Annotated in this window: 23 protein-coding genes; 12 read left to right on the top strand and 11 right to left on the bottom strand. The window is 63.2% G+C overall.

Annotated features, from left to right (window positions below; translation table 11 throughout):
- Nucleotides 1-112 precede the first annotated feature (112 nt).
- Nucleotides 113-724: a TetR/AcrR family transcriptional regulator gene (locus ACGLHT_RS05130; protein WP_015271167.1), complete on the top strand. Its 612-nt coding sequence runs from the start codon at nucleotides 113-115 to the stop codon at nucleotides 722-724.
- 128 nt (nucleotides 725-852) lie between these two features.
- On the opposite strand, the gene ACGLHT_RS05135 is transcribed toward ACGLHT_RS05130, so the two are convergent.
- Nucleotides 853-1,293 carry a heme-binding protein gene (locus ACGLHT_RS05135; protein WP_274120462.1) on the bottom strand — a complete coding sequence of 147 codons (441 nt, stop codon included), beginning with the start codon at nucleotides 1,291-1,293 and terminating at the stop codon, nucleotides 853-855.
- A gap of 257 nt (nucleotides 1,294-1,550) precedes the next feature.
- On the opposite strand from ACGLHT_RS05135, the gene gcl reads away from it, so the two are divergent.
- The 8 genes from gcl (at nucleotide 1,551) to ACGLHT_RS05175 (ending at nucleotide 11,365) form a co-directional block, all read left to right on the top strand.
- Nucleotides 1,551-3,326 carry a glyoxylate carboligase gene (gene gcl / locus ACGLHT_RS05140; protein ID WP_015271168.1) on the top strand — a complete coding sequence of 592 codons (1,776 nt, stop codon included), beginning with the start codon at nucleotides 1,551-1,553 and terminating at the stop codon, nucleotides 3,324-3,326.
- 68 nt (nucleotides 3,327-3,394) lie between these two features.
- Complete coding sequence (gene hyi / locus ACGLHT_RS05145) at nucleotides 3,395-4,177, top strand: hydroxypyruvate isomerase (protein WP_003259508.1); 783 nt, start codon at nucleotides 3,395-3,397, stop codon at nucleotides 4,175-4,177.
- Between the two features lie 185 nt (nucleotides 4,178-4,362).
- Nucleotides 4,363-5,256, top strand: a complete 894-nt coding sequence (locus ACGLHT_RS05150; RefSeq protein WP_025340037.1) for a 2-hydroxy-3-oxopropionate reductase — start codon at nucleotides 4,363-4,365, stop codon at nucleotides 5,254-5,256.
- A gap of 258 nt (nucleotides 5,257-5,514) precedes the next feature.
- Nucleotides 5,515-6,789, top strand: coding sequence for a glycerate kinase (locus tag ACGLHT_RS05155; RefSeq protein WP_025340038.1), 1,275 nt, complete (start codon nucleotides 5,515-5,517; stop codon nucleotides 6,787-6,789).
- A complete protein-coding gene (gene pyk, locus ACGLHT_RS05160) occupies nucleotides 6,786-8,201 on the top strand; it encodes a pyruvate kinase (protein WP_025340039.1) in 1,416 nt (471 codons plus the stop codon). The genes ACGLHT_RS05155 and pyk overlap by 4 nt, the downstream gene beginning before the upstream one ends.
- Before the next feature lie 206 nt (nucleotides 8,202-8,407).
- A complete protein-coding gene (locus ACGLHT_RS05165; RefSeq protein WP_274078390.1) occupies nucleotides 8,408-9,280 on the top strand; it encodes an urea transporter in 873 nt (290 codons plus the stop codon).
- Between the two features lie 45 nt (nucleotides 9,281-9,325).
- On the top strand, nucleotides 9,326-10,147 hold the full coding sequence (locus ACGLHT_RS05170; protein WP_013973544.1) for an ion transporter: 822 nt from the start codon (nucleotides 9,326-9,328) through the stop codon (nucleotides 10,145-10,147).
- A 216-nt stretch (nucleotides 10,148-10,363) separates the two neighbouring features.
- Nucleotides 10,364-11,365: a sulfate ABC transporter substrate-binding protein gene (locus ACGLHT_RS05175; protein WP_015271174.1), complete on the top strand. Its 1,002-nt coding sequence runs from the start codon at nucleotides 10,364-10,366 to the stop codon at nucleotides 11,363-11,365.
- A 124-nt stretch (nucleotides 11,366-11,489) separates the two neighbouring features.
- Here the strand turns inward: ACGLHT_RS05175 and ACGLHT_RS05180 are convergent, their stop codons facing one another.
- Together ACGLHT_RS05180 and ACGLHT_RS05185 are read right to left on the bottom strand one after the other, a co-directional pair.
- On the bottom strand, nucleotides 11,490-12,416 hold the full coding sequence (locus ACGLHT_RS05180; RefSeq protein WP_274120472.1) for a class I SAM-dependent methyltransferase: 927 nt from the start codon (nucleotides 12,414-12,416) through the stop codon (nucleotides 11,490-11,492).
- Nucleotides 12,417-12,564: 148 nt separating this feature from the next.
- A complete protein-coding gene (locus tag ACGLHT_RS05185) occupies nucleotides 12,565-13,458 on the bottom strand; it encodes a DMT family transporter (RefSeq protein ID WP_039614450.1) in 894 nt (297 codons plus the stop codon).
- Nucleotides 13,459-13,592: 134 nt separating this feature from the next.
- On the opposite strand from ACGLHT_RS05185, the gene ACGLHT_RS05190 reads away from it, so the two are divergent.
- From ACGLHT_RS05190 to ACGLHT_RS05200, 3 genes are all read left to right on the top strand, one after another.
- Nucleotides 13,593-14,030, top strand: a complete 438-nt coding sequence (locus tag ACGLHT_RS05190; protein ID WP_075047026.1) for an Lrp/AsnC family transcriptional regulator — start codon at nucleotides 13,593-13,595, stop codon at nucleotides 14,028-14,030.
- 558 nt (nucleotides 14,031-14,588) lie between these two features.
- Entirely contained in the window at nucleotides 14,589-16,121 is a 1,533-nt protein-coding gene (locus tag ACGLHT_RS05195; RefSeq protein WP_075045895.1) for an NCS1 family nucleobase:cation symporter-1, read from the top strand.
- 16 nt (nucleotides 16,122-16,137) lie between these two features.
- Entirely contained in the window at nucleotides 16,138-16,866 is a 729-nt protein-coding gene (locus tag ACGLHT_RS05200; protein WP_025340045.1) for an aspartate/glutamate racemase family protein, read from the top strand.
- Nucleotides 16,867-17,020: 154 nt separating this feature from the next.
- Here the strand turns inward: ACGLHT_RS05200 and ACGLHT_RS05205 are convergent, their stop codons facing one another.
- The 8 genes from ACGLHT_RS05205 to ACGLHT_RS05240 form a co-directional block, all read right to left on the bottom strand.
- Nucleotides 17,021-17,683 (bottom strand): histidine phosphatase family protein, encoded by a 663-nt coding sequence (locus ACGLHT_RS05205; protein ID WP_137164506.1) that lies wholly within the window; start codon nucleotides 17,681-17,683, stop codon nucleotides 17,021-17,023.
- A gap of 238 nt (nucleotides 17,684-17,921) precedes the next feature.
- A complete protein-coding gene (locus tag ACGLHT_RS05210; RefSeq protein ID WP_274120463.1) occupies nucleotides 17,922-18,083 on the bottom strand; it encodes a hypothetical protein in 162 nt (53 codons plus the stop codon).
- 53 nt (nucleotides 18,084-18,136) lie between these two features.
- On the bottom strand, nucleotides 18,137-18,319 hold the full coding sequence (locus ACGLHT_RS05215) for a hypothetical protein (protein ID WP_137164507.1): 183 nt from the start codon (nucleotides 18,317-18,319) through the stop codon (nucleotides 18,137-18,139).
- Between the two features lie 99 nt (nucleotides 18,320-18,418).
- The gene (locus tag ACGLHT_RS05220; protein WP_003254365.1) at nucleotides 18,419-18,757 is read right to left on the bottom strand and encodes an FKBP-type peptidyl-prolyl cis-trans isomerase; all 339 of its coding nucleotides are present in this window, start codon (nucleotides 18,755-18,757) and stop codon (nucleotides 18,419-18,421) included.
- 112 nt (nucleotides 18,758-18,869) lie between these two features.
- The gene (locus ACGLHT_RS05225) at nucleotides 18,870-19,277 is read right to left on the bottom strand and encodes a GFA family protein (protein WP_137164508.1); all 408 of its coding nucleotides are present in this window, start codon (nucleotides 19,275-19,277) and stop codon (nucleotides 18,870-18,872) included.
- Nucleotides 19,278-19,461: 184 nt separating this feature from the next.
- On the bottom strand, nucleotides 19,462-20,250 hold the full coding sequence (locus ACGLHT_RS05230) for a PhzF family phenazine biosynthesis protein (RefSeq protein ID WP_137164509.1): 789 nt from the start codon (nucleotides 20,248-20,250) through the stop codon (nucleotides 19,462-19,464).
- A gap of 50 nt (nucleotides 20,251-20,300) precedes the next feature.
- A complete protein-coding gene (locus ACGLHT_RS05235; RefSeq protein ID WP_274120464.1) occupies nucleotides 20,301-21,239 on the bottom strand; it encodes a 2-hydroxyacid dehydrogenase in 939 nt (312 codons plus the stop codon).
- An 840-nt stretch (nucleotides 21,240-22,079) separates the two neighbouring features.
- Entirely contained in the window at nucleotides 22,080-22,496 is a 417-nt protein-coding gene (locus tag ACGLHT_RS05240; RefSeq protein WP_137164511.1) for a hypothetical protein, read from the bottom strand.

Consider the following 22,496-nt stretch of genomic DNA (forward strand, 5'->3'; position numbering starts at 1 on the left):
GTGAGTGCCCAGGATTCTAGCCCAAAGCCGCTGCCTTGAGCGCCCGTCGAGCCCGGTGCTACCATGCCCGATCCCTCTTAGAGGTGGCCAGACACGAGGAAGATCCCTGACCATGAGCACCATTCGCGAGCGCAACAAGGAACTGATCCTGCGCGCGGCCAGCGAGGAATTCGCCGACAAGGGCTTCGCCGCCACCAAGACCAGCGATATCGCGGCCAAGGCCGGCCTGCCCAAGCCGAACGTGTATTACTACTTCAAATCCAAGGACAACCTCTACCGCGAGGTCCTGGAAAGCATCATCGCGCCGATCATGCAGGCGTCGACCCCGTTCAATGCCGACGGTGACCCGAAGGAAGTGCTGAGTGCGTACATCCGCTCGAAGATCCGCATTTCCCGCGACCTGCCGCATGCGTCCAAGGTGTTCGCCAGCGAGATCATGCACGGTGCCCCGCACCTGTCGCCGAACCAGGTAGCGCAACTGAACGAGCAGGCGCGGCACAACATCGAGTGCATCCAGCGCTGGATCGACCGCGGGCAGATCGCTCATGTGGATGCGCATCACCTGATGTTCAGCATCTGGGCAGCGACCCAGACCTATGCCGATTTCGACTGGCAGATCTCTGCGGTGACCGGCAAGGCCAAGCTGGCCGACAGCGATTATGACGCGGCGGCGGAGACCATCATCCGCATGGTGCTCAAGGGGTGTGAGCCTGAGCTAGCCTGACAGGGCCAGTGGGGCTGCCTTGCAGCCCATCGCGACACAAGGCCGCTCCCACAGGAGATTGCGTAACCCCTGTGGGAGCGGCCTTGTGTCGCGAAAGGGCCGCAAAGCGGCCCCAGCCATCTTCAGCCTTACGCCGCTACCCCGGCATCCGCCTTCAACCCCACCTCCTCGATCGCACTGATCGCGCACTGCTCGTCGATATCCGACGTATCCCCGCTGATCCCTACCGCACCCAGCACCTTGCCGTCCTGATCACGCACCAGCACGCCACCCGGCGCCGGCACCACCGGCCGCTCGCCCAACCCGTTCAGCGCGGCAAAAAATGCCGGCCGCTGCTGCGCGTCCAGCGCCAGCAGGCGTGAGCCCTTGCCCAGGGCAATCGCGCCCCAAGCCTTGCCGGTGGCCACCTCCGGCCGGATCAGACTCGCGCCATCCTCGCGTTGCAGCGCCAGCAAGTGGCCGCCGGCATCCAGCACCGCCACGGTCAGTGGCGCGGCATTGATCTTGCGGCCCGCCGCCAGCGCGGCATTCACCAGGCTGACCGCGACTTTCAGGTTCAAAACGTTCATGGAAAGGTCCTCTTCTTGTTGTGAGAAGCCCTGAGGGCAGTTGAAAACCGATAGAACAAATAGAACACAACGAAAGATATTTTTGTATACAATATTTTGAAACGATCGTATGCGATGGCGCAAACCTCCGTTTTCACGGGCGCTCGAACGAAAGCGACGTCCGCCGACGAAAACCCGTTGACCTAAGCGGCCAGCCGTGAATACACTCTGGCACAAAGCAAGTTGTATACAATTACAAAATCGATGAGGCACAAACCATGAGCAAAATGAGAGCAATCGATGCAGCCGTTCTGGTCATGCGCCGTGAAGGTGTAGATACCGCGTTCGGCATCCCGGGGGCTGCCATCAACCCGTTGTACTCGGCCCTGAAGAAAGTCGGTGGCATCGATCACGTCCTCGCTCGTCACGTCGAAGGCGCCTCGCACATGGCCGAGGGTTACACCCGTGCCAACCCGGGCAACATCGGCGTGTGCATCGGCACCTCCGGCCCAGCCGGCACCGACATGGTCACCGGCCTGTACAGTGCCTCCGCCGACTCCATCCCGATCCTCTGCATCACCGGCCAGGCCCCACGTGCCCGCCTGCACAAGGAAGATTTCCAGGCTGTCGACATCACCAACATCGTCAAGCCGGTCACCAAGTGGGCCACCACCGTTCTGGAGCCAGGCCAGGTGCCTTACGCCTTCCAGAAGGCCTTCTATGAAATGCGCACCGGCCGCCCAGGCCCGGTACTGATCGACCTGCCGTTCGACGTGCAGATGGCCGAAATCGAATTCGACATCGACGCCTACGAACCGCTGCCAGTGCACAAGCCGTCCGCCACCCGCGTACAGGCCGAAAAAGCCCTGGCCCTGCTCAATGACGCCGAGCGCCCGCTGCTGGTAGCCGGTGGCGGCATCATCAACGCCGACGCCAGCGACAAGCTGGTCGAGTTCGCCGAACTGACCGGTGTACCGGTAATCCCGACCCTGATGGGCTGGGGCACCATCCCGGACGACCACGCACAGATGGTCGGCATGGTCGGCCTGCAGACTTCGCACCGCTACGGCAACGCCACCCTGCTGAAATCCGACCTGGTGTTCGGTATCGGTAACCGCTGGGCCAACCGCCACACCGGTTCCGTCGACGTCTACACCGAAGGCCGCAAGTTCGTGCACGTGGACATCGAGCCGACCCAGATCGGCCGCGTGTTCACCCCGGACCTGGGTATCGTTTCCGACGCCGGCAAGGCACTGGACGTGTTCCTCGAAGTGGCCCGCGAGTGGAAAGCCGCCGGCAAGCTGAAGTGCCGCAAGGCCTGGCTGGAAGACTGCCAGGAGCGCAAGGCCACCCTGCAGCGCAAGACCCACTTCGACAACGTGCCGGTCAAGCCGCAGCGCGTCTACGAAGAAATGAACCAGGTATTCGGCAAGGACACCTGCTACGTCAGCACCATCGGTCTGTCGCAGATCGCCGGCGCGCAGTTCCTGCACGTGTACAAGCCACGCCACTGGATCAACTGCGGCCAGGCCGGCCCGCTGGGCTGGACCATCCCTGCCGCCCTCGGTGTGGTCAAGGCCGATCCGAAGCGCAAGGTGGTCGCACTGTCGGGTGACTACGACTTCCAGTTCATGATCGAAGAGCTGGCGGTGGGCGCACAGTTCAACCTGCCGTACGTGCACGTACTGGTGAACAACGCCTACCTGGGCCTGATCCGTCAGGCGCAACGTGGCTTCGACATGGATTACTGTGTACAACTGGCGTTCGAGAACATCAACTCGACCGACGCCGCCACCTACGGTGTCGACCATGTCGCCGTGGTCGAAGGTCTGGGCTGCAAGGCCATCCGTGTATTCGAGCCGGCCGAGATCGCCCCTGCCCTGCTCAAGGCACAGAAGATGGCCGAAGAGTTCCGCGTACCGGTGGTGGTCGAAGTGATTCTCGAACGTGTGACCAACATTTCCATGGGCACCGAGATCAACGCGGTCAACGAGTTCGAAGACCTGGCCCTGGTCGGCAACGACGCGCCAACCGCCATCTCGCTGCTGGACTGATCGCCTGACGCCCCCGTGCCGGCCCCTACCTGAGGGCGCCGGGGGCCTTCATCGCAAGGAGACACAACATGCCTCGCTTCGCTGCCAACCTGTCCATGCTGTTCACCGAACAGGACTTCCTGGCCCGCTTCAAGGCTGCCGCCGATGCTGGTTTCAGCGGCGTCGAATACCTCTTCCCGTACGATTTCAGCGCTGCCGAGATCAAGCAACAGCTGGACGCCAACGGCCTGACCCAGGTGCTGTTCAACCTGCCGGCGGGCGATTGGGCCAAGGGTGAGCGCGGTATCACCTGCCACCCTGACCGCGTCGAGGAATTCCGCGCCGGTGTCGACAAGGCCATCGAATACGCCAAGGTGCTGGGCAACACCCAGGTCAACGCCCTGGCCGGCATTCGCCCACAAGGCCCGGACTGCGCCACCGTGCGCAAGACCTTCGTGGAAAACCTGCGCTACGCCGCCGACAAGCTGAAAGCCGCCGGGATCCGCCTGGTCATGGAAATGATCAACACCCGCGACATCCCCGGCTTCTACCTGAACACCACCAAGCAGGCCCTGGAAATCCAGGCCGAGGTTGGCAGCGACAACCTGTTCCTGCAGTACGACATCTACCACATGCAGATCATGGAAGGTGACCTGGCTCGCACCATGGAAGCCAACCTGAAACTGATCAACCACATCCAGCTGGCCGACAACCCCGGCCGCAACGAGCCAGGCACCGGCGAGATCAACTACCGCTTCCTGTTCGAGCACCTGGACCGCATCGGCTACCAGGGCTGGGTGGGCGCGGAGTACAAGCCGCTGACCACCACCGAAGCGGGCCTGGGCTGGCTGAAGACCCATAACGCTATTTAAGGACCACACGCACCTTGTAGGAGCGGCCTTGTGTCGCGAAAGGGGTGCGCAGCGCCCCCAGGATTTCAGCTACGGCATAGATTGCCGGGGCTGCTGCGCAGCCCATCGCGACGCAAGGCCGCTCCTACACGGGGCCGCGTTGTCTGCTCCATCGAGATTCAACAAATACAACGAGGTAATCTCTCATGGCTAAAATCGGTTTCATCGGCACCGGCATCATGGGCAAGCCCATGGCTCAGAACCTGCAGAAAGCAGGTCACAGCATCTTCGTCTCCACTCACCACGACGCTGCCCCGGCCGACCTGATCGCCGCCGGTGCCGTGGCCCTGGCCAACCCGAAGGAAGTTGCCCAGGAAGCCGAGTTCATCATCGTCATGGTCCCCGACACCCCGCAGGTCGAGAGCGTCCTGTTCGGTGACAACGGCGTGGCCGAAGGCGTGGGCCCGAACAAGGTCGTGATCGACATGAGCTCGATCTCCCCTACCGCTACCAAAGCCTTCGCCGAGAAGATCAAGGCCACCGGCGCTGCCTACCTGGACGCACCTGTGTCCGGCGGTGAAGTCGGTGCCAAGGCCGCGACCCTGAGCATCATGGTCGGTGGCTGCCCGAAAGCCTTCGAGCGCACCCTGCCGCTGTTCGAAGCCATGGGCAAGAACATCACCCGCGTCGGTGGCAATGGCGACGGCCAGACCGCCAAGGTGGCCAACCAGATCATCGTTGCCCTGAACATCCAGGCCGTTGCCGAAGCCCTGCTGTTCGCCGCCAAGAACGGCGCCGACCCGGCCAAGGTACGTGAAGCACTGATGGGCGGCTTCGCCTCGTCGAAGATCCTCGAAGTGCACGCCGAGCGCATGATCAAGGGCACCTTCGACCCAGGCTTCCGCATCAACCTGCACCAGAAGGACCTGAACCTGGCCCTGCAGGGTGCCAAGGAACTGGGCATCAACCTGCCCAACACCTCCAATGCCCAGCAAGTGTTCAACACCTGCCAGGCCCTGGGCGGCGGCAACTGGGACCACTCGGCGCTGATCAAAGGGCTGGAGCACATGGCCAACTTCTCGATCCGCGACGACAAGTAATTCGAATTCGGGGGCTGCTGCGCAGCCCTTTCGCGACGCAAGGCCGCTCCTACAACGGATCGCGGTCCCCTGTAGGAGCGGCCTTGTGTCGCGAAAGGGGCGCAAAGCGCCCCCAAAATCTCAGATCCAACACCTTTGAACCTGCGACCACAGGTTCAAAGGTGGCACCGAGCAACACCCGCCCCTGGTTCGGCCTGCACGGAGGCAGTTCCAGGGGCGTTTTTGATTCTGCAGAACAACAATAATTGGGAGCCTGCCATGTCGGTCGATCCGCAAAAACTTCTCCGCGAGCTGTTCGACACAGCCATCGCCGCCGCCCACCCCCGTCAAGTCCTCGAACCCTACCTCCCCGCCGACCGCAGCGGCCGGGTCATCGTCATCGGTGCCGGCAAGGCCGCAGCCGCCATGGCCGAAGTGGTCGAGAAAAGCTGGCAGGGCGAAGTCTCCGGGCTTGTTGTCACACGGTACGGTCACGGCGCCAACTGCCAGAAGATCGAGGTGGTCGAAGCTGCTCACCCGGTCCCCGATGCCGCCGGCCTGGCCGTGGCAAAACGCGTGCTGGAACTGGTCAGCAACCTCAGTGAAGACGACCGCGTCATCTTCCTGCTGTCCGGCGGTGGCTCGGCGCTGCTGGCCCTGCCCGCCGAAGGCCTGACCCTGGCCGACAAGCAGCAGATCAACAAGGCGCTGCTGAAATCCGGCGCCACCATCGGCGAGATGAACTGCGTACGCAAGCACCTCTCGGCGATCAAGGGCGGCCGCCTGGCCAAGGCCTGCTGGCCGGCCACGGTGTACACCTATGCCATTTCCGATGTCCCGGGCGACCTCGCCACGGTGATCGCCTCCGGCCCTACCGTGGCCGACCCGAGCACCTCGGCCGATGCCCTGGCCATCCTCAAGCGCTACAACATCGAAGCGCCCAAGGCCGTTATCGACTGGCTCAACAACCCAGCCTCGGAAACCGTCAAGGCCGATGACCCGGCCCTGGCCCGCAGCCACTTCCAGCTGATCGCCAAGCCCCAGCAGTCGCTCGAAGCCGCCGCGGTCAAAGCCCGCCAGGCCGGGTTCAGCCCGCTGATCCTCGGCGACCTGGAAGGCGAATCACGCGAAGTGGCCAAGGTGCACGCCGGTATCGCCCGGCAGATCGTCCAGCACGGCCAGCCGCTGAAGGCACCCTGTGTGATCCTGTCCGGCGGCGAAACCACCGTGACCGTGCGCGGCAATGGCCGTGGCGGGCGCAACGCCGAATTCCTGCTCAGCCTCACCGAAAGCCTGAAAGGCCTGCCGGGCGTGTACGCCCTGGCCGGTGACACCGACGGTATCGATGGCTCGGAAGAAAACGCCGGCGCCTTCATGACCCCGGCCAGCTACGCCCGTGCCGAAGCCCTGGGCCTGTCGGCCAGCGACGAGCTGGACAACAACAACGGCTACGGCTATTTCGCCGCCCTGGATGCGCTGATCGTCACCGAGCCGACCCGCACCAACGTCAACGACTTCCGCGCCATCCTGATCCTCGAGACTGCCCAATCATGACGCCTGATAAAAAAGTCAAAATCCTCGCCACCCTTGGCCCTGCGATCAAAGGCATCGACGACATCCGCCAACTGGTAGAAGCCGGGGTGAACATCTTCCGCCTCAACTTCAGCCACGGCGAGCACGCCGACCACGCCCTGCGCTACCAGTGGATCCGCGAAGTCGAGCAGCAACTGAACTACCCACTGGGTATCCTCATGGACCTGCAAGGGCCGAAGCTGCGCGTCGGCCGCTTTGCCGACGGCAAGGTGCAGCTGCAACGCGGCCAGGCCCTGCGCCTGGACCTGGACAACACCCCGGGCGACAGCCGCCGGGTCAACCTGCCGCACCCCGAGATCATCGCCGCCCTCGAGCCGGGCATGGACCTGCTGCTGGACGACGGCAAGCTGCGCCTGCGTGTCACCGCCAAGCACAGCGACGCCATCGACACCGAAGTGCTGGCCGGTGGCGAGCTGTCCGATCGCAAGGGTGTCAACGTGCCGCAAGCGGTGCTCGACCTCTCCCCGCTCACCGAAAAAGACCGCCGCGACCTGGCCTTTGGCCTTGAACTGGGCGTGGACTGGGTGGCCCTGTCGTTCGTGCAGCGCCCCGAAGACATCACCGAAGCACGCCAGCTGATCGGTGACCGTGCCTACCTGATGGCGAAGATCGAAAAGCCATCGGCAGTCGAACAGCTGCAAGCCATCGCGGAGCTTGCGGATGCGATCATGGTGGCCCGTGGCGACCTGGGCGTGGAAGTGCCGGCCGAAAGCGTGCCGCAGATCCAGAAACGCATCATCGGCACCTGCCGCCAACTGGGCAAACCGGTGGTGGTGGCCACGCAGATGCTCGAATCCATGCGCTTCTCGCCAGCGCCGACCCGCGCCGAAGTCACCGACGTGGCCAACGCCGTGGCCGAAGGTGCCGATGCGGTGATGCTGTCGGCCGAGACTGCCTCGGGTGAGTACCCGCTGGAAGCCGTGCAGATGATGAGCAAGATCATCCGCCAGGTGGAGAACGGCCCGGACTACCAGGCCCAGCTCGACGTTGGCCGGCCGAAGGCCGAGGCCACCGTGTCGGACGCCATCAGCTGCGCCATCCGCCGTATCAGCGGCATCCTGCCGGTGGCGGTGCTGGTCAACTACAGCGAGTCGGGTGCCTCGACCCTGCGCGCGGCCCGCGAGCGGCCACGGGCCCCGATCCTCAACCTGACCCCGAACCTGACCACCGCGCGCCGCCTGAGCGTAGCGTGGGGCGTGCACTCGGTGGTCAACGACCGCCTGCGCCAGGTGGACGAGGTTGTTTCCACTGCCCTGGAGATTGCCCAGGCACAAGGCATGGCCAGCCGTGGCGACACGCTGCTGATCACTGCCGGTGTGCCTTTCGGCAAGCCAGGGTCGACTAACACGCTGCGGATCGAGACCTTGATCTGAGATTTCGGGGGCGCCTTGCGCCCCATTCGCAGCACAAGGCTGCTCCTACAAAGAGCCCACGCAGCGAGAGGTTTCCCCTTTGTAGGAGCAGCCTTGTGCTGCGAATGGAGGGCAAAGCCCTCCTTGTACACAGAAACACCAGACCTGCGGAAAACCCGAGGCCCAAAGAGGCCCACCGCTCCCCATCAACCTCACTGACTGCCCCGATGTACACCAAAAATTTCGTCAACCCGTGCCCCGACTGGGCCACGGCGTTACTCAACGGCTTCAGCCAGGTGCTGCTGCTGCGCAACCCCCTGTGCGGCCTGTGCTGCCTGCTGGCCATCCTGCTGACCGCCCCCGGCCTGGTCGGTGGTGCCCTGCTCGGCGCCCTGGCCGGCCTGCTCACCGCCCAGGCACGCGGCTACGACCGTGCCGACCGCCAGGCCGGGCTGTACTGCTACAACGGCGTGCTGATCGGCATCCTGATCAGCGCCGTGCTGCCCTGGTCGGTCATCCTGCCGCCACTGATCATCGCCGCTGGCGGCCTGTCCAGCATCATCACCCACCAGTGGCGCAAGCGCGGCGGCAAACTGCTGATCGCCTACACCGCACCCTTCGTGCTGCTGGGCTGGGCCGTATTGCTGATAGCCACCCCCTCGCCCAGCGGCTTCGTCGAAGCCGACCCGCTGTACGCATTGGCGCGCGGCGTGGGCCAGATCTTCCTGCTCGACCAGCCCCTGGCCGGTCTGCTGATCATCATCGGCATGTTCATCGCCAACCCTTATGCCGCAATGTGGGCGGTGATCGGCTCGGCCATCGGCGGCGGTGTGGCACTGTTCGCCGACCAGGCGCAAGCCGCCTGGCTGGGCCTGTACGGTTTCAACGCCGCGCTGGCGGCACTGGCGTTCAGCAGGCAAGGTGAAAAGCCGTGGGTGACACTGCTGGCCATCGCCCTGGCCCTGCTGCTGCAACCGCTGTTCAAGCTGCTACCGGTGCCCGGCCTGACCGCGCCCTTCGTCGCCGCCTGCTGGCTGATGCACCTGGGCAACCACCTGGCCCAGCCCAGGCAGCGTGACGCCAGCCGCTTGCACAGCTGAAATGCAGCCCCTAGGCTCAGCCCATCACTTTTGTGGAACGAGCCAATGAACAACCCTGCGAGCCTGCGCGAGCAGCTCTACATCATCGTCTTCCAGACCGATACCGTGGCTGGAAGACGCTTCGACAAGATCCTCCTGCTGATCATCCTGGCCAGCCTGGTTACCGTCATCCTCGACAGCATCGACGAAGTGCACCAGGGCTACGCCGGCCTGCTGGCCGGTATCGAGTGGGGCTTTACCGCGATCTTCCTGGCCGAGTACCTCACCCGCCTGTACTGCTCGCCCAAGCCTTTGCGCTATGCCTTCAGCTTTTATGGCCTGGTCGATCTGCTGGCGATCGTGCCGGGGATCATCGCGCTGTACTACAGCGACGCCCAGTACCTGCTGATCATCCGCGTGATACGCATGCTGCGGATCTTCCGTGTGCTCAAGCTCAGCCCGTACCTCAAGCAGGCCCATTACCTTATGGAGGCGCTGCGCGGCAGCAAGCAGAAGATCATCGTGTTTCTGGTGACGGTATCGACCCTGGTGACGGTGTTCGGCACCTTGATGTATGTGATCGAAGGGCCTGAGCATGGCTTTACCAGCATTCCCAAGGGCATCTACTGGGCCATCGTTACCCTGACCACGGTAGGCTTTGGCGACATCGTGCCGAAGACCCCACTGGGGCAGGTGCTGTCGTCGCTGGTGATGATTACCGGTTATTCGATCATCGCCGTACCGACCGGGATCTTTACCGCCGAGCTGGCCAATGCCATGCGCGGGGAGCAGCTGCAGCATGATTGCCCGACCTGCAGCAAGAAGAGCCATGAGCATGGCGCGGCGTTCTGTTCGCGGTGCGGGAATGTGCTGTTTCCCAAGCAATGATTCCGCCTGTTCCGGCCCTTTCGCGGGTAAACCCGCTCCCACAGGATCACCACATACCCGAACCGTGCGCGGTCCCTGTGGGAGCGGGTTTACCCGCGAAAGGGCCAGAACAGGCGGAAGCATAACCAAAGTGTTTTTTGTTCTTTAACCCCCACAAACCCACCCGCTATAGTCGCAGGCAAACTGCCAACACCTTCTCGATAACAAGGAAGCAACGTGAAAAAACTCTTCACCGCCTCGCTGCTCGCCGCAGGCCTTGCCCTGGGCAATTTCGCCCAGGCTGCCCCCACCCTGCTCAACGTTTCCTACGACGTGATGCGCGACTTCTACAAGGACTACAACCCGGCCTTCCAGAAGCACTGGGAAGCCGAGCACAACGAGAAGGTCAACGTGCAGATGTCCTTCGGCGGCTCGAGCAAGCAGGCGCGAGCGGTGATCGATGGCCTGCCGGCCGATGTCATCACCATGAACATGGCCACCGACATCAACGCCCTGGCCGACAACGGCAAGCTGGTGCCGGACAACTGGGTAACCCGCCTGCCGAACAACAGCGCGCCGTTCACCTCGGCCACTGTGTTCATCGTGCGCAAGGGTAACCCCAAGGCGCTGAAAGACTGGCCCGACCTGCTCAAGGATGGCGTACAGGTGATCGTGCCCAACCCCAAGACCTCGGGTAACGGCCGCTACACCTACCTGTCGGCCTGGGGCTATGTGCTCAAGCAAGGCGGTGATGAAAACAAGGCCAAGGACTTTGTCGGCAAGCTGTTCAAGCAGGCTCCGGTGCTGGACACCGGTGGCCGCGCCGCCACCACCACCTTCATGACCAACCAGATCGGCGACGTGCTGGTGACCTTCGAGAACGAAGCCGAAATGATCGCCCGCGAGTTCGGTCGCGACCAGTTCGAAGTGGTCTACCCGAGCGTGTCGGCCGAAGCCGAGCCGCCGGTCAGCGTGGTCGACAAGGTGGTGGCGAAGAAAGGTACCCAGGCAGCGGCCGAGGAATACCTGAAGTACCTGTGGTCGCCAGCCGCCCAGGAAATCGCCGCACAGAACTACCTGCGCCCGCGTGATGCGACGGTACTGGCCAAATACACCGACCGCTTCCCGAAAGTGGACTTCCTGTCGGTGGAGAAGACCTTTGGTGACTGGCGCACCGTGCAGAAGACCCACTTCAATGATGGTGGGGTGTTTGACCAGATCTACACCAACAATCAGTAATTGATGTAAGCCTTACCGGCCTCTTCGCGGCTAAAGCCGCTCCCATAGGAACCCCACAGCCCTCAGGTTTTGCACTGTACTTGTGGGAGCGGGTTTACCCGCGAAGAGGCCAGCAAGGGCAACATCAGACCTGACGGAAAACCAGAGCCTTCAAGCCCCCCGCCGGGTCCACGTCAGGAAACTCCGGCGGGTTCTCCAGCCGCTCGACGAATGCCAGCGACGGCGCCTGCTCCGCCATCCCCTCGATCAGGAACTCTGGCCCGATGCCCGGGTCGTTCACGCACGCCAGCACCGTCCCGCCCTCGCTCAACAACTCCGGCAAGCGCCGCAGGATCTTCGCGTAATCCTGGGTCAGCACAAAGCTGCCGCGCTGGAAGGTCGGCGGGTCGATGATGATCAGGTCATAAGGCCCGTACTTGCGCACCTTGCCCCACGACTTGAACAGCTCGTGCCCCAGGTACGCCACGCGCGACGCATCGTGGCCATTGAGGCGGTGGTTGTCGCGGCCCCGGGACAACGCCGACTTGGCCATGTCCAGGTTCACCACCTGCTCGGCGCCGCCGGCAATCGCCGCCACCGAGAAACCGCAGGTGTAGGCGAACAGGTTCAGCACGCGCTTGCCCGCCGCCTGCTCGCGCACCCAGCGCCGACCATAGCGCATGTCGAGGAACAGGCCATTGTTCTGCCGCACGCCCAGGTCCAGCAGGTAGGTCAGCCCATCCTCGACCACCTCGCGCTGCTGGCACGGCTCGCCCAGCAGCCACTGGCCCGGGCTGTCGGGCAGGTAGCGATGCTGGAGAAGGATGGCTTGACCAGTCCACTGCGGGCGCTCGGCGAGAGTACGCAGCATGGCCTCCAGTTCGGCCAGCTGGCCTTCCACCGGCTCGCGGAACAGGGCGACCGACAGCACGCCTTGCAGCCAGTCGACGGTGACCTGCTCCAGGCCCGCCCAGCAGCGGCCGCGGCCGTGGAACAGGCGGCGGGTTTCCTGCGGGGCAGGGTCGAGGGCGGCGAGCAGGTGTTGCTCCAGAGTCTGGATCGGCGAAGTCATCATGGGTCGCAAGCTGGTAAAAGCGGCATTCTACCTTGCGGGCCCTTTCGCGGGTAAACCCGCTCCCACAGATGCTGCGCACGGTTCGGGCTTGTAATGATCCTGTGGGAGCGGGTTTACCCGCGAAAGGGCCCGCAAGACCATCTCATTACTCGGCCACAACCCGCGCTGGCCGGAACCACCACCCCTGCTGCATCCCCGCCGCCGCCAGCAGGATCAACGCCACCCCCAGCCACTGCAAGGGTGCCAGTCGGTGCCCGAACGCCACCCAGTCCACCAGAATCGCCGCAATCGGGTAGATGAACGACAGTGCCCCGGTCAGCGCCGTGGGCAAGCGCTGGATGGCACTGTACAGCAACACATACATCAAGCCGGTGTGCACCATGCCCAAGGTCACCAGGCTGGCCAGCGCCGGCACTTCACCCGGCAACCCGCCAAGCTTGACCCACGGCGCCAGCAACAGCACACCCGTGGCCACCTGGATCAGCGCGATCAGGTGCGGTGGCGTGCCACTCAGGCGCTTGATGATCAACGCCGCGATGGCATACAGGAAGGCCGCCCCCAGCGCCAGCGCAATGCCCAGCAAATAGTCCTCACCGCCACCCTGCCCCGCGCCATGGGCACTGACGATGGCCAGCATGCCGAGGAACGCCACGCTCAGCCAGGTGACCTTGGCCAGGGTAATCTTCTCGCCCAGGAATACTGCCGCCAGCCCCACCAGCATGAACGGCTGCACGTTGTACACCGCCGTGCCGATGGCAATTGACGCCCGCGAGTAGGAGGCGAACAGCAGCACCCAGTTGCCAACGATGGCCACACCGCTGGCAATCGCCAGCAGGAACGCCGTGCGGCTGATCACGCCCGGCCGCAGGAAGCCGAACCCCGCGCAGATCGCCAGCAAGGTCACGGCACCGAACACGCAGCGCCAGAACACCACCTCGAGCACCGGCTGGCCGGACACCAGCACGAACCAACCGATGGTCCCGGAAATCAGCATGGCAGCGACCATTTCCAGCGAGCCACGACGCAATGAACTGTCCATCTCACACCTCCTGTTGAAGACGGCAACAGTATGCAAAGGTTGCTGGCCGCCCTTCCAGCGGATAACGAAGGAAGATTGGCATGTTTGCCTTTACTATCAAGGCAAATCACGCGAACTACCTGATTGAGGTGATCATGACCGATGCCATCGACCAACTGCTGATCAACGCGCTCATGGAAGACTCGCGCCGCTCGCTCAAGGCCCTGGCGCAAATCAGCGGGCTGTCGGCGCCCAGCGTCAGCGAACGCCTGCGCCGCCTGGAGGAACGCGGCGTGTTGCGCGGTTACACCGTAGAGGTCGACCCACGCGCCTTTGGCTACCAGCTGCAGGCCATCGTGCGCATCCGCCCGCTACCCGGGCAGCTGCAGGAGGTGGAGCGGCAGATCGTTGCCATTCCCGAGTTCACCGAGTGCGACAAGGTTACTGGCGAGGATTGCTTCATCGCTCGGCTGCATGTGCGCTCGATGGAGCAGCTGGATACCCTGCTCGACCGCATCAATGTGCTGGCCGAGACCAACACCGCCATCATCAAGAAAAGCCCGGTGAAGCGGCGGTTGCCGCCGATGGATTGAGTTTTGCCTGTACGGGCCCCTTCGCGGGTAAACCCGCTCCCACAGGATCTCGAAGGGCCTGAATGCTGTGGGGTACTTGTGGGAGCGGGTTCACCCGCGAAGAGGCCGGCACAGGAAAAAGCTGACTAATTTTTGTACACAAGAATGTCACAATAAGTGCCATTTTTGTGTGCACTTTCCAGAATCACGCCCCAATACGTTACACACTTCCCACAACTTATTCTGACCAAATGATCAACTAAATAATCCTCGAAAAATTTAAACCTGTTCATTTGGTCAACTTATATCCCCTTCATTTCATCAACTCATATTTCAACAAGATAGATTCGAAATGATGGCCAGCTGAAGTTTGCTTTTTCCTTGGCATGGAACTCGCTTTTGTGTGTTCGTGTTTTGTATACAAACCAAGCAAAACATAAATACACAAGAACCCGCGACGCCGACCCAACATCGGCCGCCGCGCCCCAAACCCTGAGATGCCAACGCTGCACCGACGAGATGGCGAGCCCGTGCGCATGCCCGCTCATCGCAGTCCACGTGCATCAGGAGCCCGCCGGAATGAGTACCAGCCTCGACCTTGCCCCTGAACTATCCGTCGCCAGCACCCACCCCGCTTCCCCTCTCGCCGGCAGCCAGCCGGAACTTGCCCTGAGCCCGCGCCTGCATAACCGCGACCTCGCCCCGACGCGCATCGAAGGCCGCCGCTGGGGCGGCTACAGCATCTTCGCGCTGTGGACCAACGATGTGCACAACATCGCCAACTACTCGTTCGCCATGGGCTTGTTCGCCCTCGGCCTGGGTGGCTGGCAGATCCTGCTGTCGCTGGCCATCGGCGCGGCGCTGGTGTACTTCTTCATGAACCTGTCCGGCTACATGGGGCAGAAGACCGGCGTGCCGTTCCCGGTCATCAGCCGCATCGCCTTTGGCATCCACGGCGCGCAGATTCCGGCGCTGATTCGTGCGGTCATCGCCATCGCCTGGTTCGGCATCCAGACCTACCTGGCTTCGGTGGTGCTGCGCGTGCTGCTCACCGCCGTATGGCCGCAAATGGCGGCCTATGACCATGACAGCATCCTCGGCCTGTCGAGCCTGGGCTGGGCATGCTTCGTGTCCATCTGGCTGGTGCAGCTGGTGATCCTGGCCTACGGCATGGAGATGGTGCGCCGCTACGAGGCCTTTGCCGGCCCGGTGATCCTGCTGACCGTCGCCGCCCTGGCAGTGTTCATGTACTTCAAGGCCGACGCCCGCATCGCCTGGTCGGTGGCCGAACCGCTGACCGGCTACGAGATGTGGCGCAACATCTTTGCCGGCGGCGCACTGTGGCTGGCGATCTACGGCACCCTGGTGCTGAACTTCTGTGACTTCGCCCGCTCCTCGCCATGCCGCAAGACCATTCGCGTCGGCAACTTCTGGGGCCTGCCGGTGAACATCCTGGTGTTCGCCGTGATCACCGTGGTGCTGTGCGGCGCGCAGTTCCAGATCAACGGCCAGATCATCGACAGCCCTACCCAGATCGTCGCCGCCATCCCCAGCACAGCGTTCCTGGTACTGGGCTGCCTGGCCTTCCTGATCGTCACCGTGGCGGTGAACATCATGGCCAACTTCGTCGCCCCGGCCTTCGTCCTCAGCAACCTGGCACCGCGTCACCTGAACTTCCGCCGCGCCGGGCTGATCAGCGCCACCCTGGCAGTGCTGATCCTGCCGTGGAACCTGTACAACAGCCCGCTGGTGATCGTGTATTTCCTGTCCGGCCTGGGTGCCCTGCTCGGCCCGCTGTACGGGGTGATCATGTCCGACTACTGGTTGCTGCGCAAAGGCTGCATCAACGTGCCGCAGCTGTACAGCGAAGACCCGGCCGGCGCCTACCACTACACCAAGGGCATCAACCTGCGCGCGGTGGCCGCCTTCGTGCCGGCCGCACTGCTGGCCATCGTCCTGGCCCTGGTGCCCAACTTCCATGGCGTGGCGCCGTTCTCCTGGCTGATCGGTGCCGGCATCGCCGCCGCCCTGTACCTGCTGATCGCCCCACGCAAACGCCAATACCACGACGTCAGCGGCGAATGCATCGCCGTTGACCACAGCAGCCATTGACCAGGGAGGACTACCCATGCGCATTCTGATCGCCAACGTCAACACCACCGAAGCCATCACCGAAGCCATTGCCGAACAGGCCCGTACGGTGGCCGCACCCGGCACCGAAATCATCGGCCTCACCCCATGGTTCGGTGCCGAGTCGGTGGAAGGCAACTTCGAAAGTTATCTGGCCGCCATCGCGGTGATGGACCGGGTGCTGGCCTACGAAGGCCCTTACGACGCCGTGATCCAGGCGGGTTACGGCGAACATGGCCGCGAAGGCCTGCAGGAACTGCTGAACGTGCCGGTGGTGGACATCACCGATGCCGCCGCCAGCACGGCGATGTACCTGGGCCATGCCTACTCGGTGGTGACCACCCTGGACCGCACCGTGCCGCTGATCGAGGACCGCCTGAAGCTCTCCGGCCTGTATGACCGCTGCGCATCGGTACGCGCCAGCGGGCTGGCGGTGCTGGAGCTGGAAGCCGACCCGCAGCGCGCGGTGGAGGCGATTGTCGAGCAGGCAGAACGCGCCGTGCGCGACGACAAGGCCGAGGTGATCTGCCTGGGTTGCGGCGGCATGGCCGGGCTGGACGAGCAGATCCGCCAGCGCACCGGCGTGCCGGTGGTGGATGGTGTGAGTGCGGCGGTGACCATAGCCGAATCGCTGGTGCGCATGGGCTTGAGTACCTCCAAGGTACGTACCTATGCCACGCCACGGGCGAAGAAAGTGGTGGGTTGGCCGATGCGGTTCGGGCGTTAGGCATCTTTCGCCTGACCTGGCCTCTTCGCGGGTAAACCCGCTCCCACAGGGACCGTATTGCTCTCGGGGCTTGTGCAGTACCTGTGGGAGCGGGTTTACCCGCGAAGAGGCCGGCATCATTATTCAGGCTTCCTGGCAGAGCAGTACCAGCGGATCAGGTCGGGCAGCTATGCGCACCATCATTCAGGCCCTGACGCACGTTGCGGCTGAGCAGGCTGGCCTTGCCGTCGTGCCAGGTCAGGGTCAGTACGTAGAGGGTGTCGAAGTCGTCGCCGCTCCAGTCCTCGGTGATTACCCGCTCCTCACCGAGGGCCTTGCCAGCCACGGTATTGATCAGGTCAGGGAGGTAGCCATGCGACCAGGCGGTGTACACGGTCGCGTTACGGTACTTGTCGCGCAGCAGCTCTTCGGCCAGCGCGTCGGTGTCGTTGGCGCCATAGTCGATGTTTACCGGCAGGCCCAGGCGAATGGCGCTGGGGCTGATGGTCATCAGCGGGCGAATGTAGCTGTAGCTTTCGTCCTTGCTGCCTTCCTCGACATGCCGCGAAGGGTTGGCAGCGAACACGTAGTCGGCCTTGCCAAAGCGCTCGGGCAGCACGGTAGCCAGGTCCAGCGCACGGTTGAGGCCCTGGCAGTTCAACTGGCCCAGCCCCTCGCCCGGCTTCTCGGCGTGGCGCAGAAACACAAGGGTCTGGGTGCCATCCAGCGGTTGCGCCCGGCTTTCGACAGCTTCCAGCGCCAGCGGTACGGCTATGGCTGTAAGCGTCAGGCTCAGCAACCAGTGACGACGACGGCGGAAGAATGTTGGCAACTTCATCAAGACAGGCCCATGTGGCAGAAAGAATCGGGTAGACCCGCCACATCACCCCGCCAACAGCACCGCGGGGCATCCTTGTAGTGAATGCCGTCCATGGCAACGAGTGAGGGTGAGAGTGCCCTGAACCCGTTTGGTTCCTCCCTGGAGGTGGATGCCGTTCCCTAGGCAAGGCTTAGATTAGAGGATGGGTGTTGCTGAAATGTGTCCGTTCGTTACTCGTTGCTCTCGCTGATTACCGTTACGGTGGCCCGGCTGCTTCTTCCATAGAGACTGAGTCGAGAATGGTTACATCAAATACCTGCTCGATAACCTGCTTCGGGCCTTGATTCAGACTCCAGGTGAAGAACACCAGAAAGCCCAGCAAGAACACGAAGAGAATCGAGCCCACGATCTTGCTCATTCTCCACAAGCACCGAGTATATGTGGTTGTAACAGCCATCGGCCATATGGCTCTTACCCTTTGCGCAGGCGGGAATACGCAGCCGCGAATGCTGCCTTCAGTTCCGAACGGGTTTTTCGGGAGTTGGTAACCACACTCGCCAGTTCGCGTGGTAACGAGATTTCCATTCGCGCGCCTGATGCCACCAGCAGCGCGTTCGCTTCGCGTACCACCCGTGAGGAAAAATGCGATTTCATGGATAGGCTACCCTCTTCACTCAATGAGTCTGCAAGGTTAGCCGTACCTGGGAGACGCCTCAATCAGACACTGGCCGACAGCGCGTGTAGTCCTTTTCCTCAATCATCCCGCGTCAGCACTTCCAGCAATTCGATCTCGAAGGTCAAATCCGAATTCGGCGGAATCGCCCCCACGCTGCGTTCGCCATAGCCCAGGTGGGCCGGTACCAGGAGCTTGCGCTTGCCGCCAACGCGCATGCCCATCAGGCCTTGATCCCACCCCTTGATTACCCGACCCGTGCCGATCACGCACTGGAACGGCTTGCCGCGCGACCAGGACGAATCGAACTCGCTGCCGTCGGCCAGCCAGCCGGTATACTGGGTGGTGATCAGGGCGCCTTTGACGGCGGCTTTGCCATCCCCTTCCACAAGGTCGATGATCTGCAGTTCTTGGCTCACGAGGCACACTCCAACGCTGGAAACAAAGCCGCCCTTTTCTCAGGAATGCACCGGTTTGGCAAGTTCGCGTGGCGTTTCGTGCTGGCGCATCGATCACAGCACGCCGCCTGAATCAGCCGAGCTGCTCGAAGGCTTCCTGGCCAGTCAGTTCCTTGGTCTGGTTGGCGAAGCAATACCAGGCGGGTTTCTGTTCGACGAAGATTTGCAAGTCGAAATGCCATTCCTGGTCGCCGTCGAGCAGGCCGACCGGCACGGCGTGGAAGTCATTGGCCTTGAGCCGGTAGTACAGGTGCGTGCCGCACTGGCCGCAGAAGCCGCGCTGGGCCCAATCGGAAGACTCATAGACGCTGGGCGCGCGCCCTTCGATCACCGGTGGCTTGCTGCAATGCACCACCAGCAATGGGCCGCCGGTCCATTTGCGGCACATGCTGCAGTGGCAGGCGCTGATATGGGTGCTGTCGACGGTGACCTTGAGCTTGGTAGCGCCGCACAGGCAGGTGCCGTGTTTTTCCAGGGCCATGGCTGGCTCCTTCAGCGAGGGATGGGCAAACCAGTATAGATGCGCGCTGTTTGTGGGAGCGGCCTTGCGTCGCGATAGGGCCGCAGAGCGGCCCCAGGATTTATGCGAACACACTGAATCCGGGGGCTGCTTTGCAGCCCAATCGCGACACAAGGCCGCTCCCACAGGGGGCGATGCCGACCCGTCAGATGAATACAGTACCGCGCAGGTACAACGCCGCCCGCCCGCTGATGATCACCCGGCCATTACCCGGCACTTCGCACTGCAACTGCCCTTTGCGCACCCCACCCTGCTCGCAGCTCAGCACGTTCCTACCCAGACGCTCTGCCCATATCGGCGCCAGCGAGGTGTGCGCCGAGCCAGTCACCGGGTCTTCGTTCACGCCGACCCGTGGGCCGAACCAGCGGGTGACGAAATCAAAGCCACGGCCTGCTGCGGTAACGGCGATACCGCGCACATCGAAAGCCGACAGGGCAACGAAATCCGGCTTCAGGGTGTCGAGCAACAGGGCGTCATCGATCACCACCACATAGTCGTCACTGCGGTACAGCGCCTGTGCCTGGCCAAGGCCCAGCGCCTGCAACAGGCCCGGCAGCATGTCCACGGCGACCGGCTGCTTGGCCGGGAAGTCCATGGCCAGCAGCCCGTCGGCGTTACGGCTGACCCGCAGCTCGCCACTGCGGGTGTTGAAACGCAGCACCTGCACCTGCTCGCCCAGCTGTTCGAACAGCACATAGGCCGAGGCCAGGGTGGCATGGCCGCACAGGTCGACTTCCACGGTCGGGGTGAACCAGCGCAGGTCGAAGGTTTCGCCGTTGCGCACGAAGTAGGCGGTTTCCGACAGGTTGTTCTCTTCGGCGATGCGCTGCAGCACATCGTCCGGCAGCCAGCTTTGCAGCGGGATCACTGCCGCCGGGTTGCCCCCGAACGGTTCGGCGGAAAACGCATCGACCTGGAAGATTTCAAGTTGCATGCACACACTCCTTGTTGCCCGATCGCTGCCAGGCAGATGTATGAAAAGGGTTACTGGCGTACCGGGGTCAACACGGCTTCGCCGGCAAAGAACGCCTGCAGGTTGCGCAGCACCAGGGCCACCGTGTCGCGCGCCGCCTCCGGCGACTGGCCGGCCACGTGGGGGGTGAGCACGGTGTTGCCAAGGGCCTTGAGGGCATCGGGTACAGCCGGCTCGTCGTCGAACACATCCAGTGCCGCACCAGCCAGTAGGCCATGCTGCAGCACAGCGACCAGGGCCTGGGTGTCGACCACGCTGGCACGGGCGATGTTCACCAGGTAGCCCTCGGCCCCCAGGGCCTCGAGCACCTGCGCATCGACCAGATGGCGAGTATTGGCACCGCCGGGGGTGGCCACCACCAGGATGTCGACGGCATCGGCCAGGTGCTGCGGGCTGTCGTACCAGGTGTACGGCACATCCTGGCGTGGCGTGCGGCTGTGGTAGCTGACGGGCATGGCGAAGCCCAGATGGGCGCGCCTGGCGATGGCCAGGCCCACCGCACCAAGGCCGAGAATGCCCAGGCGCTTGCCACTCACCGAGGGGCTGATCACCCGGTTCCATTCGCCCCGGCGGGTACTGGCATCGGCGCGGGGAATGTCGCGCAACAGCGCCAGCAGCAGGGCCAGGGTGTGGTCGGCGACTGCCTCGGCATTGGCCCCGGCGCCGTTGGTAACCGCGATGCCGCGCGCAGCGGCGGTGGCCAGGTCGACCTGCTCGTAGCCGGCACCGATCACGCAGATGATCTGCAGTTTGGACAGCGTGTCGATTTCGCTGGCAGTCAGGCCCAGCGGGCCGCGGGTGAGCACGGCATCGATTTCATGGGCATGGCGCTGGATGGCCTCGGCCCGCAGTTGCGGCGAAGGGGCACGGATCAAACGGTAGCCGGCCTGCTCCAGCATGGGCAGGTAATCATCGACGGTTTCCACCAGCACCAGGACTGTCTTGTGCATGCCACCTCCGGGTCAGTTCGAGGCGACATTATGCGGAGTCACCGGCCAGTACAGTCAACCGAAATAAAGAGGTGAAACTGCACTGTTCTGCTTAGCGCTGCTCTTGCTCTTGGTCTTGCTCTTGCTCTTGCTCTTGCTCTTGCTCTTGCTCTTGATCTTGATCTTCGCGACTTCAGGAGGCCGAGCAGAGGGCTTGCGGAGGGAGGTGACGGGCATGGATGCCCGTCAAGCGCTGAGGCCCCATGGATGGGGCCTGCAGCGCGTACTCCCGGGAGCAAGACCGGCGCGAGGGAACCCCGTAGCGTAGCGGAGGGGCCGGATGATGGGAGCGCAGCGTTTTTTGGTTACTTTTTGTCGCGTTTGACAAAAAGTGACTCGCCGTAAGGGCGAAAAGGTGAGTAAGCGTCGCCATCGTAAATGGACTATGCGCGAGATCAAGACCGGTACTTTTCCGCTCTTCGCTCTTCGCTCTTCGCTTTCAAGCGTGGGCATCAACAACAAGGTCAACATTCATTTTCAAAGGTGGCGCTTATTCACCTTTCCGCCCTTACGGCGGGTCACTTTTTGTCAAACGCGACAAAAAGTAACCAAAAAACGCTGGCTCCTATCATCCGGCCCCTCCGCTGCGCTCCGGGGTTCCCTCGCTACAGGCCTGCTCCCGGGAGTACGCGCTGCAGGCCCCATCCATGGGGCCTCAGCGCTTGACGGGCATCCATGCCCGTCACCTCCCTCCGCAGTCCCTTCGCTCGGCCTCCTGAAGTCGCAATCGGCGGTGCCTGGACTACCGCGCGCTTAAAAGCAAAAGCAACGGCAACGGCAACGGCAACGGCAACGTTGCAATTATTGGGCGAACGCACGCCCCAGACCACCCGGCACACCGCTGCTGTCAGTCTCCTGCCACGGCCCATCCGGGCTCAGCGACCAGCTCCAGCCGTTGTCGAAGCGGTAGTAGGTCCGCTGGCGGTAGAAGGTATTGGGTTTCTTCTCCAGCACATACACACCCAGCTTCGGGTCCCAATGGCTCGCCCCGCCAGGTGGCGGCGCGAAGCTGGCCGAGGTGCGTGGCATCGGCTTGGGCGTGGCCGCAGGCTTGCTCGGCGCGGGGGCCGGTTGCCTGTCCGGCAAGGGCTTGACCGCCGGCCCCGCCGGCGGCAGGCGCTCGATCGGTGGTTCGGGCTGCTCGTACGGCTCATGCACCGTACACGCAGACAAACCCAGGGCCAGGGTGATCAGGGTCAGGCGGACGATGCTGTGCAT

The sequence above is a fragment of the Pseudomonas sp. PsB genome, assembly GCF_043658375.1.
GTDB lineage: Bacteria > Pseudomonadota > Gammaproteobacteria > Pseudomonadales > Pseudomonadaceae > Aquipseudomonas > Aquipseudomonas putida_Z.

Bases quoted from the DNA above. Each gene is read 5' to 3' on its own strand.
- ACGLHT_RS05185 (WP_039614450.1), bottom strand. From the start codon at position 13,458: ATGGACAGTTCATTGCGTCGTGGCTCGCTGGAAATGGTCGCTGCCATG.
- ACGLHT_RS05205 (WP_137164506.1), bottom strand. From the start codon at position 17,683: ATGAAGTTGCCAACATTCTTCCGCCGTCGTCGTCACTGGTTGCTGAGC.
- gcl (WP_015271168.1), top strand. From the start codon at position 1,551: ATGAGCAAAATGAGAGCAATCGATGCAGCCGTTCTGGTCATGCGCCGT.
- ACGLHT_RS05170 (WP_013973544.1), top strand. From the start codon at position 9,326: ATGAACAACCCTGCGAGCCTGCGCGAGCAGCTCTACATCATCGTCTTC.
- ACGLHT_RS05215 (WP_137164507.1), bottom strand. From the start codon at position 18,319: ATGAAATCGCATTTTTCCTCACGGGTGGTACGCGAAGCGAACGCGCTG.
- ACGLHT_RS05210 (WP_274120463.1), bottom strand. From the start codon at position 18,083: ATGAGCAAGATCGTGGGCTCGATTCTCTTCGTGTTCTTGCTGGGCTTT.
- hyi (WP_003259508.1), top strand. From the start codon at position 3,395: ATGCCTCGCTTCGCTGCCAACCTGTCCATGCTGTTCACCGAACAGGAC.
- ACGLHT_RS05240 (WP_137164511.1), bottom strand. From the start codon at position 22,496: ATGCACAGCATCGTCCGCCTGACCCTGATCACCCTGGCCCTGGGTTTG.
- ACGLHT_RS05155 (WP_025340038.1), top strand. From the start codon at position 5,515: ATGTCGGTCGATCCGCAAAAACTTCTCCGCGAGCTGTTCGACACAGCC.
- ACGLHT_RS05130 (WP_015271167.1), top strand. From the start codon at position 113: ATGAGCACCATTCGCGAGCGCAACAAGGAACTGATCCTGCGCGCGGCC.
- ACGLHT_RS05180 (WP_274120472.1), bottom strand. From the start codon at position 12,416: ATGACTTCGCCGATCCAGACTCTGGAGCAACACCTGCTCGCCGCCCTC.
- ACGLHT_RS05190 (WP_075047026.1), top strand. From the start codon at position 13,593: ATGACCGATGCCATCGACCAACTGCTGATCAACGCGCTCATGGAAGAC.
- ACGLHT_RS05235 (WP_274120464.1), bottom strand. From the start codon at position 21,239: ATGCACAAGACAGTCCTGGTGCTGGTGGAAACCGTCGATGATTACCTG.
- ACGLHT_RS05165 (WP_274078390.1), top strand. From the start codon at position 8,408: ATGTACACCAAAAATTTCGTCAACCCGTGCCCCGACTGGGCCACGGCG.
- ACGLHT_RS05135 (WP_274120462.1), bottom strand. From the start codon at position 1,293: ATGAACGTTTTGAACCTGAAAGTCGCGGTCAGCCTGGTGAATGCCGCG.
- ACGLHT_RS05200 (WP_025340045.1), top strand. From the start codon at position 16,138: ATGCGCATTCTGATCGCCAACGTCAACACCACCGAAGCCATCACCGAA.
- ACGLHT_RS05225 (WP_137164508.1), bottom strand. From the start codon at position 19,277: ATGGCCCTGGAAAAACACGGCACCTGCCTGTGCGGCGCTACCAAGCTC.
- ACGLHT_RS05230 (WP_137164509.1), bottom strand. From the start codon at position 20,250: ATGCAACTTGAAATCTTCCAGGTCGATGCGTTTTCCGCCGAACCGTTC.
- ACGLHT_RS05150 (WP_025340037.1), top strand. From the start codon at position 4,363: ATGGCTAAAATCGGTTTCATCGGCACCGGCATCATGGGCAAGCCCATG.
- ACGLHT_RS05195 (WP_075045895.1), top strand. From the start codon at position 14,589: ATGAGTACCAGCCTCGACCTTGCCCCTGAACTATCCGTCGCCAGCACC.
- pyk (WP_025340039.1), top strand. From the start codon at position 6,786: ATGACGCCTGATAAAAAAGTCAAAATCCTCGCCACCCTTGGCCCTGCG.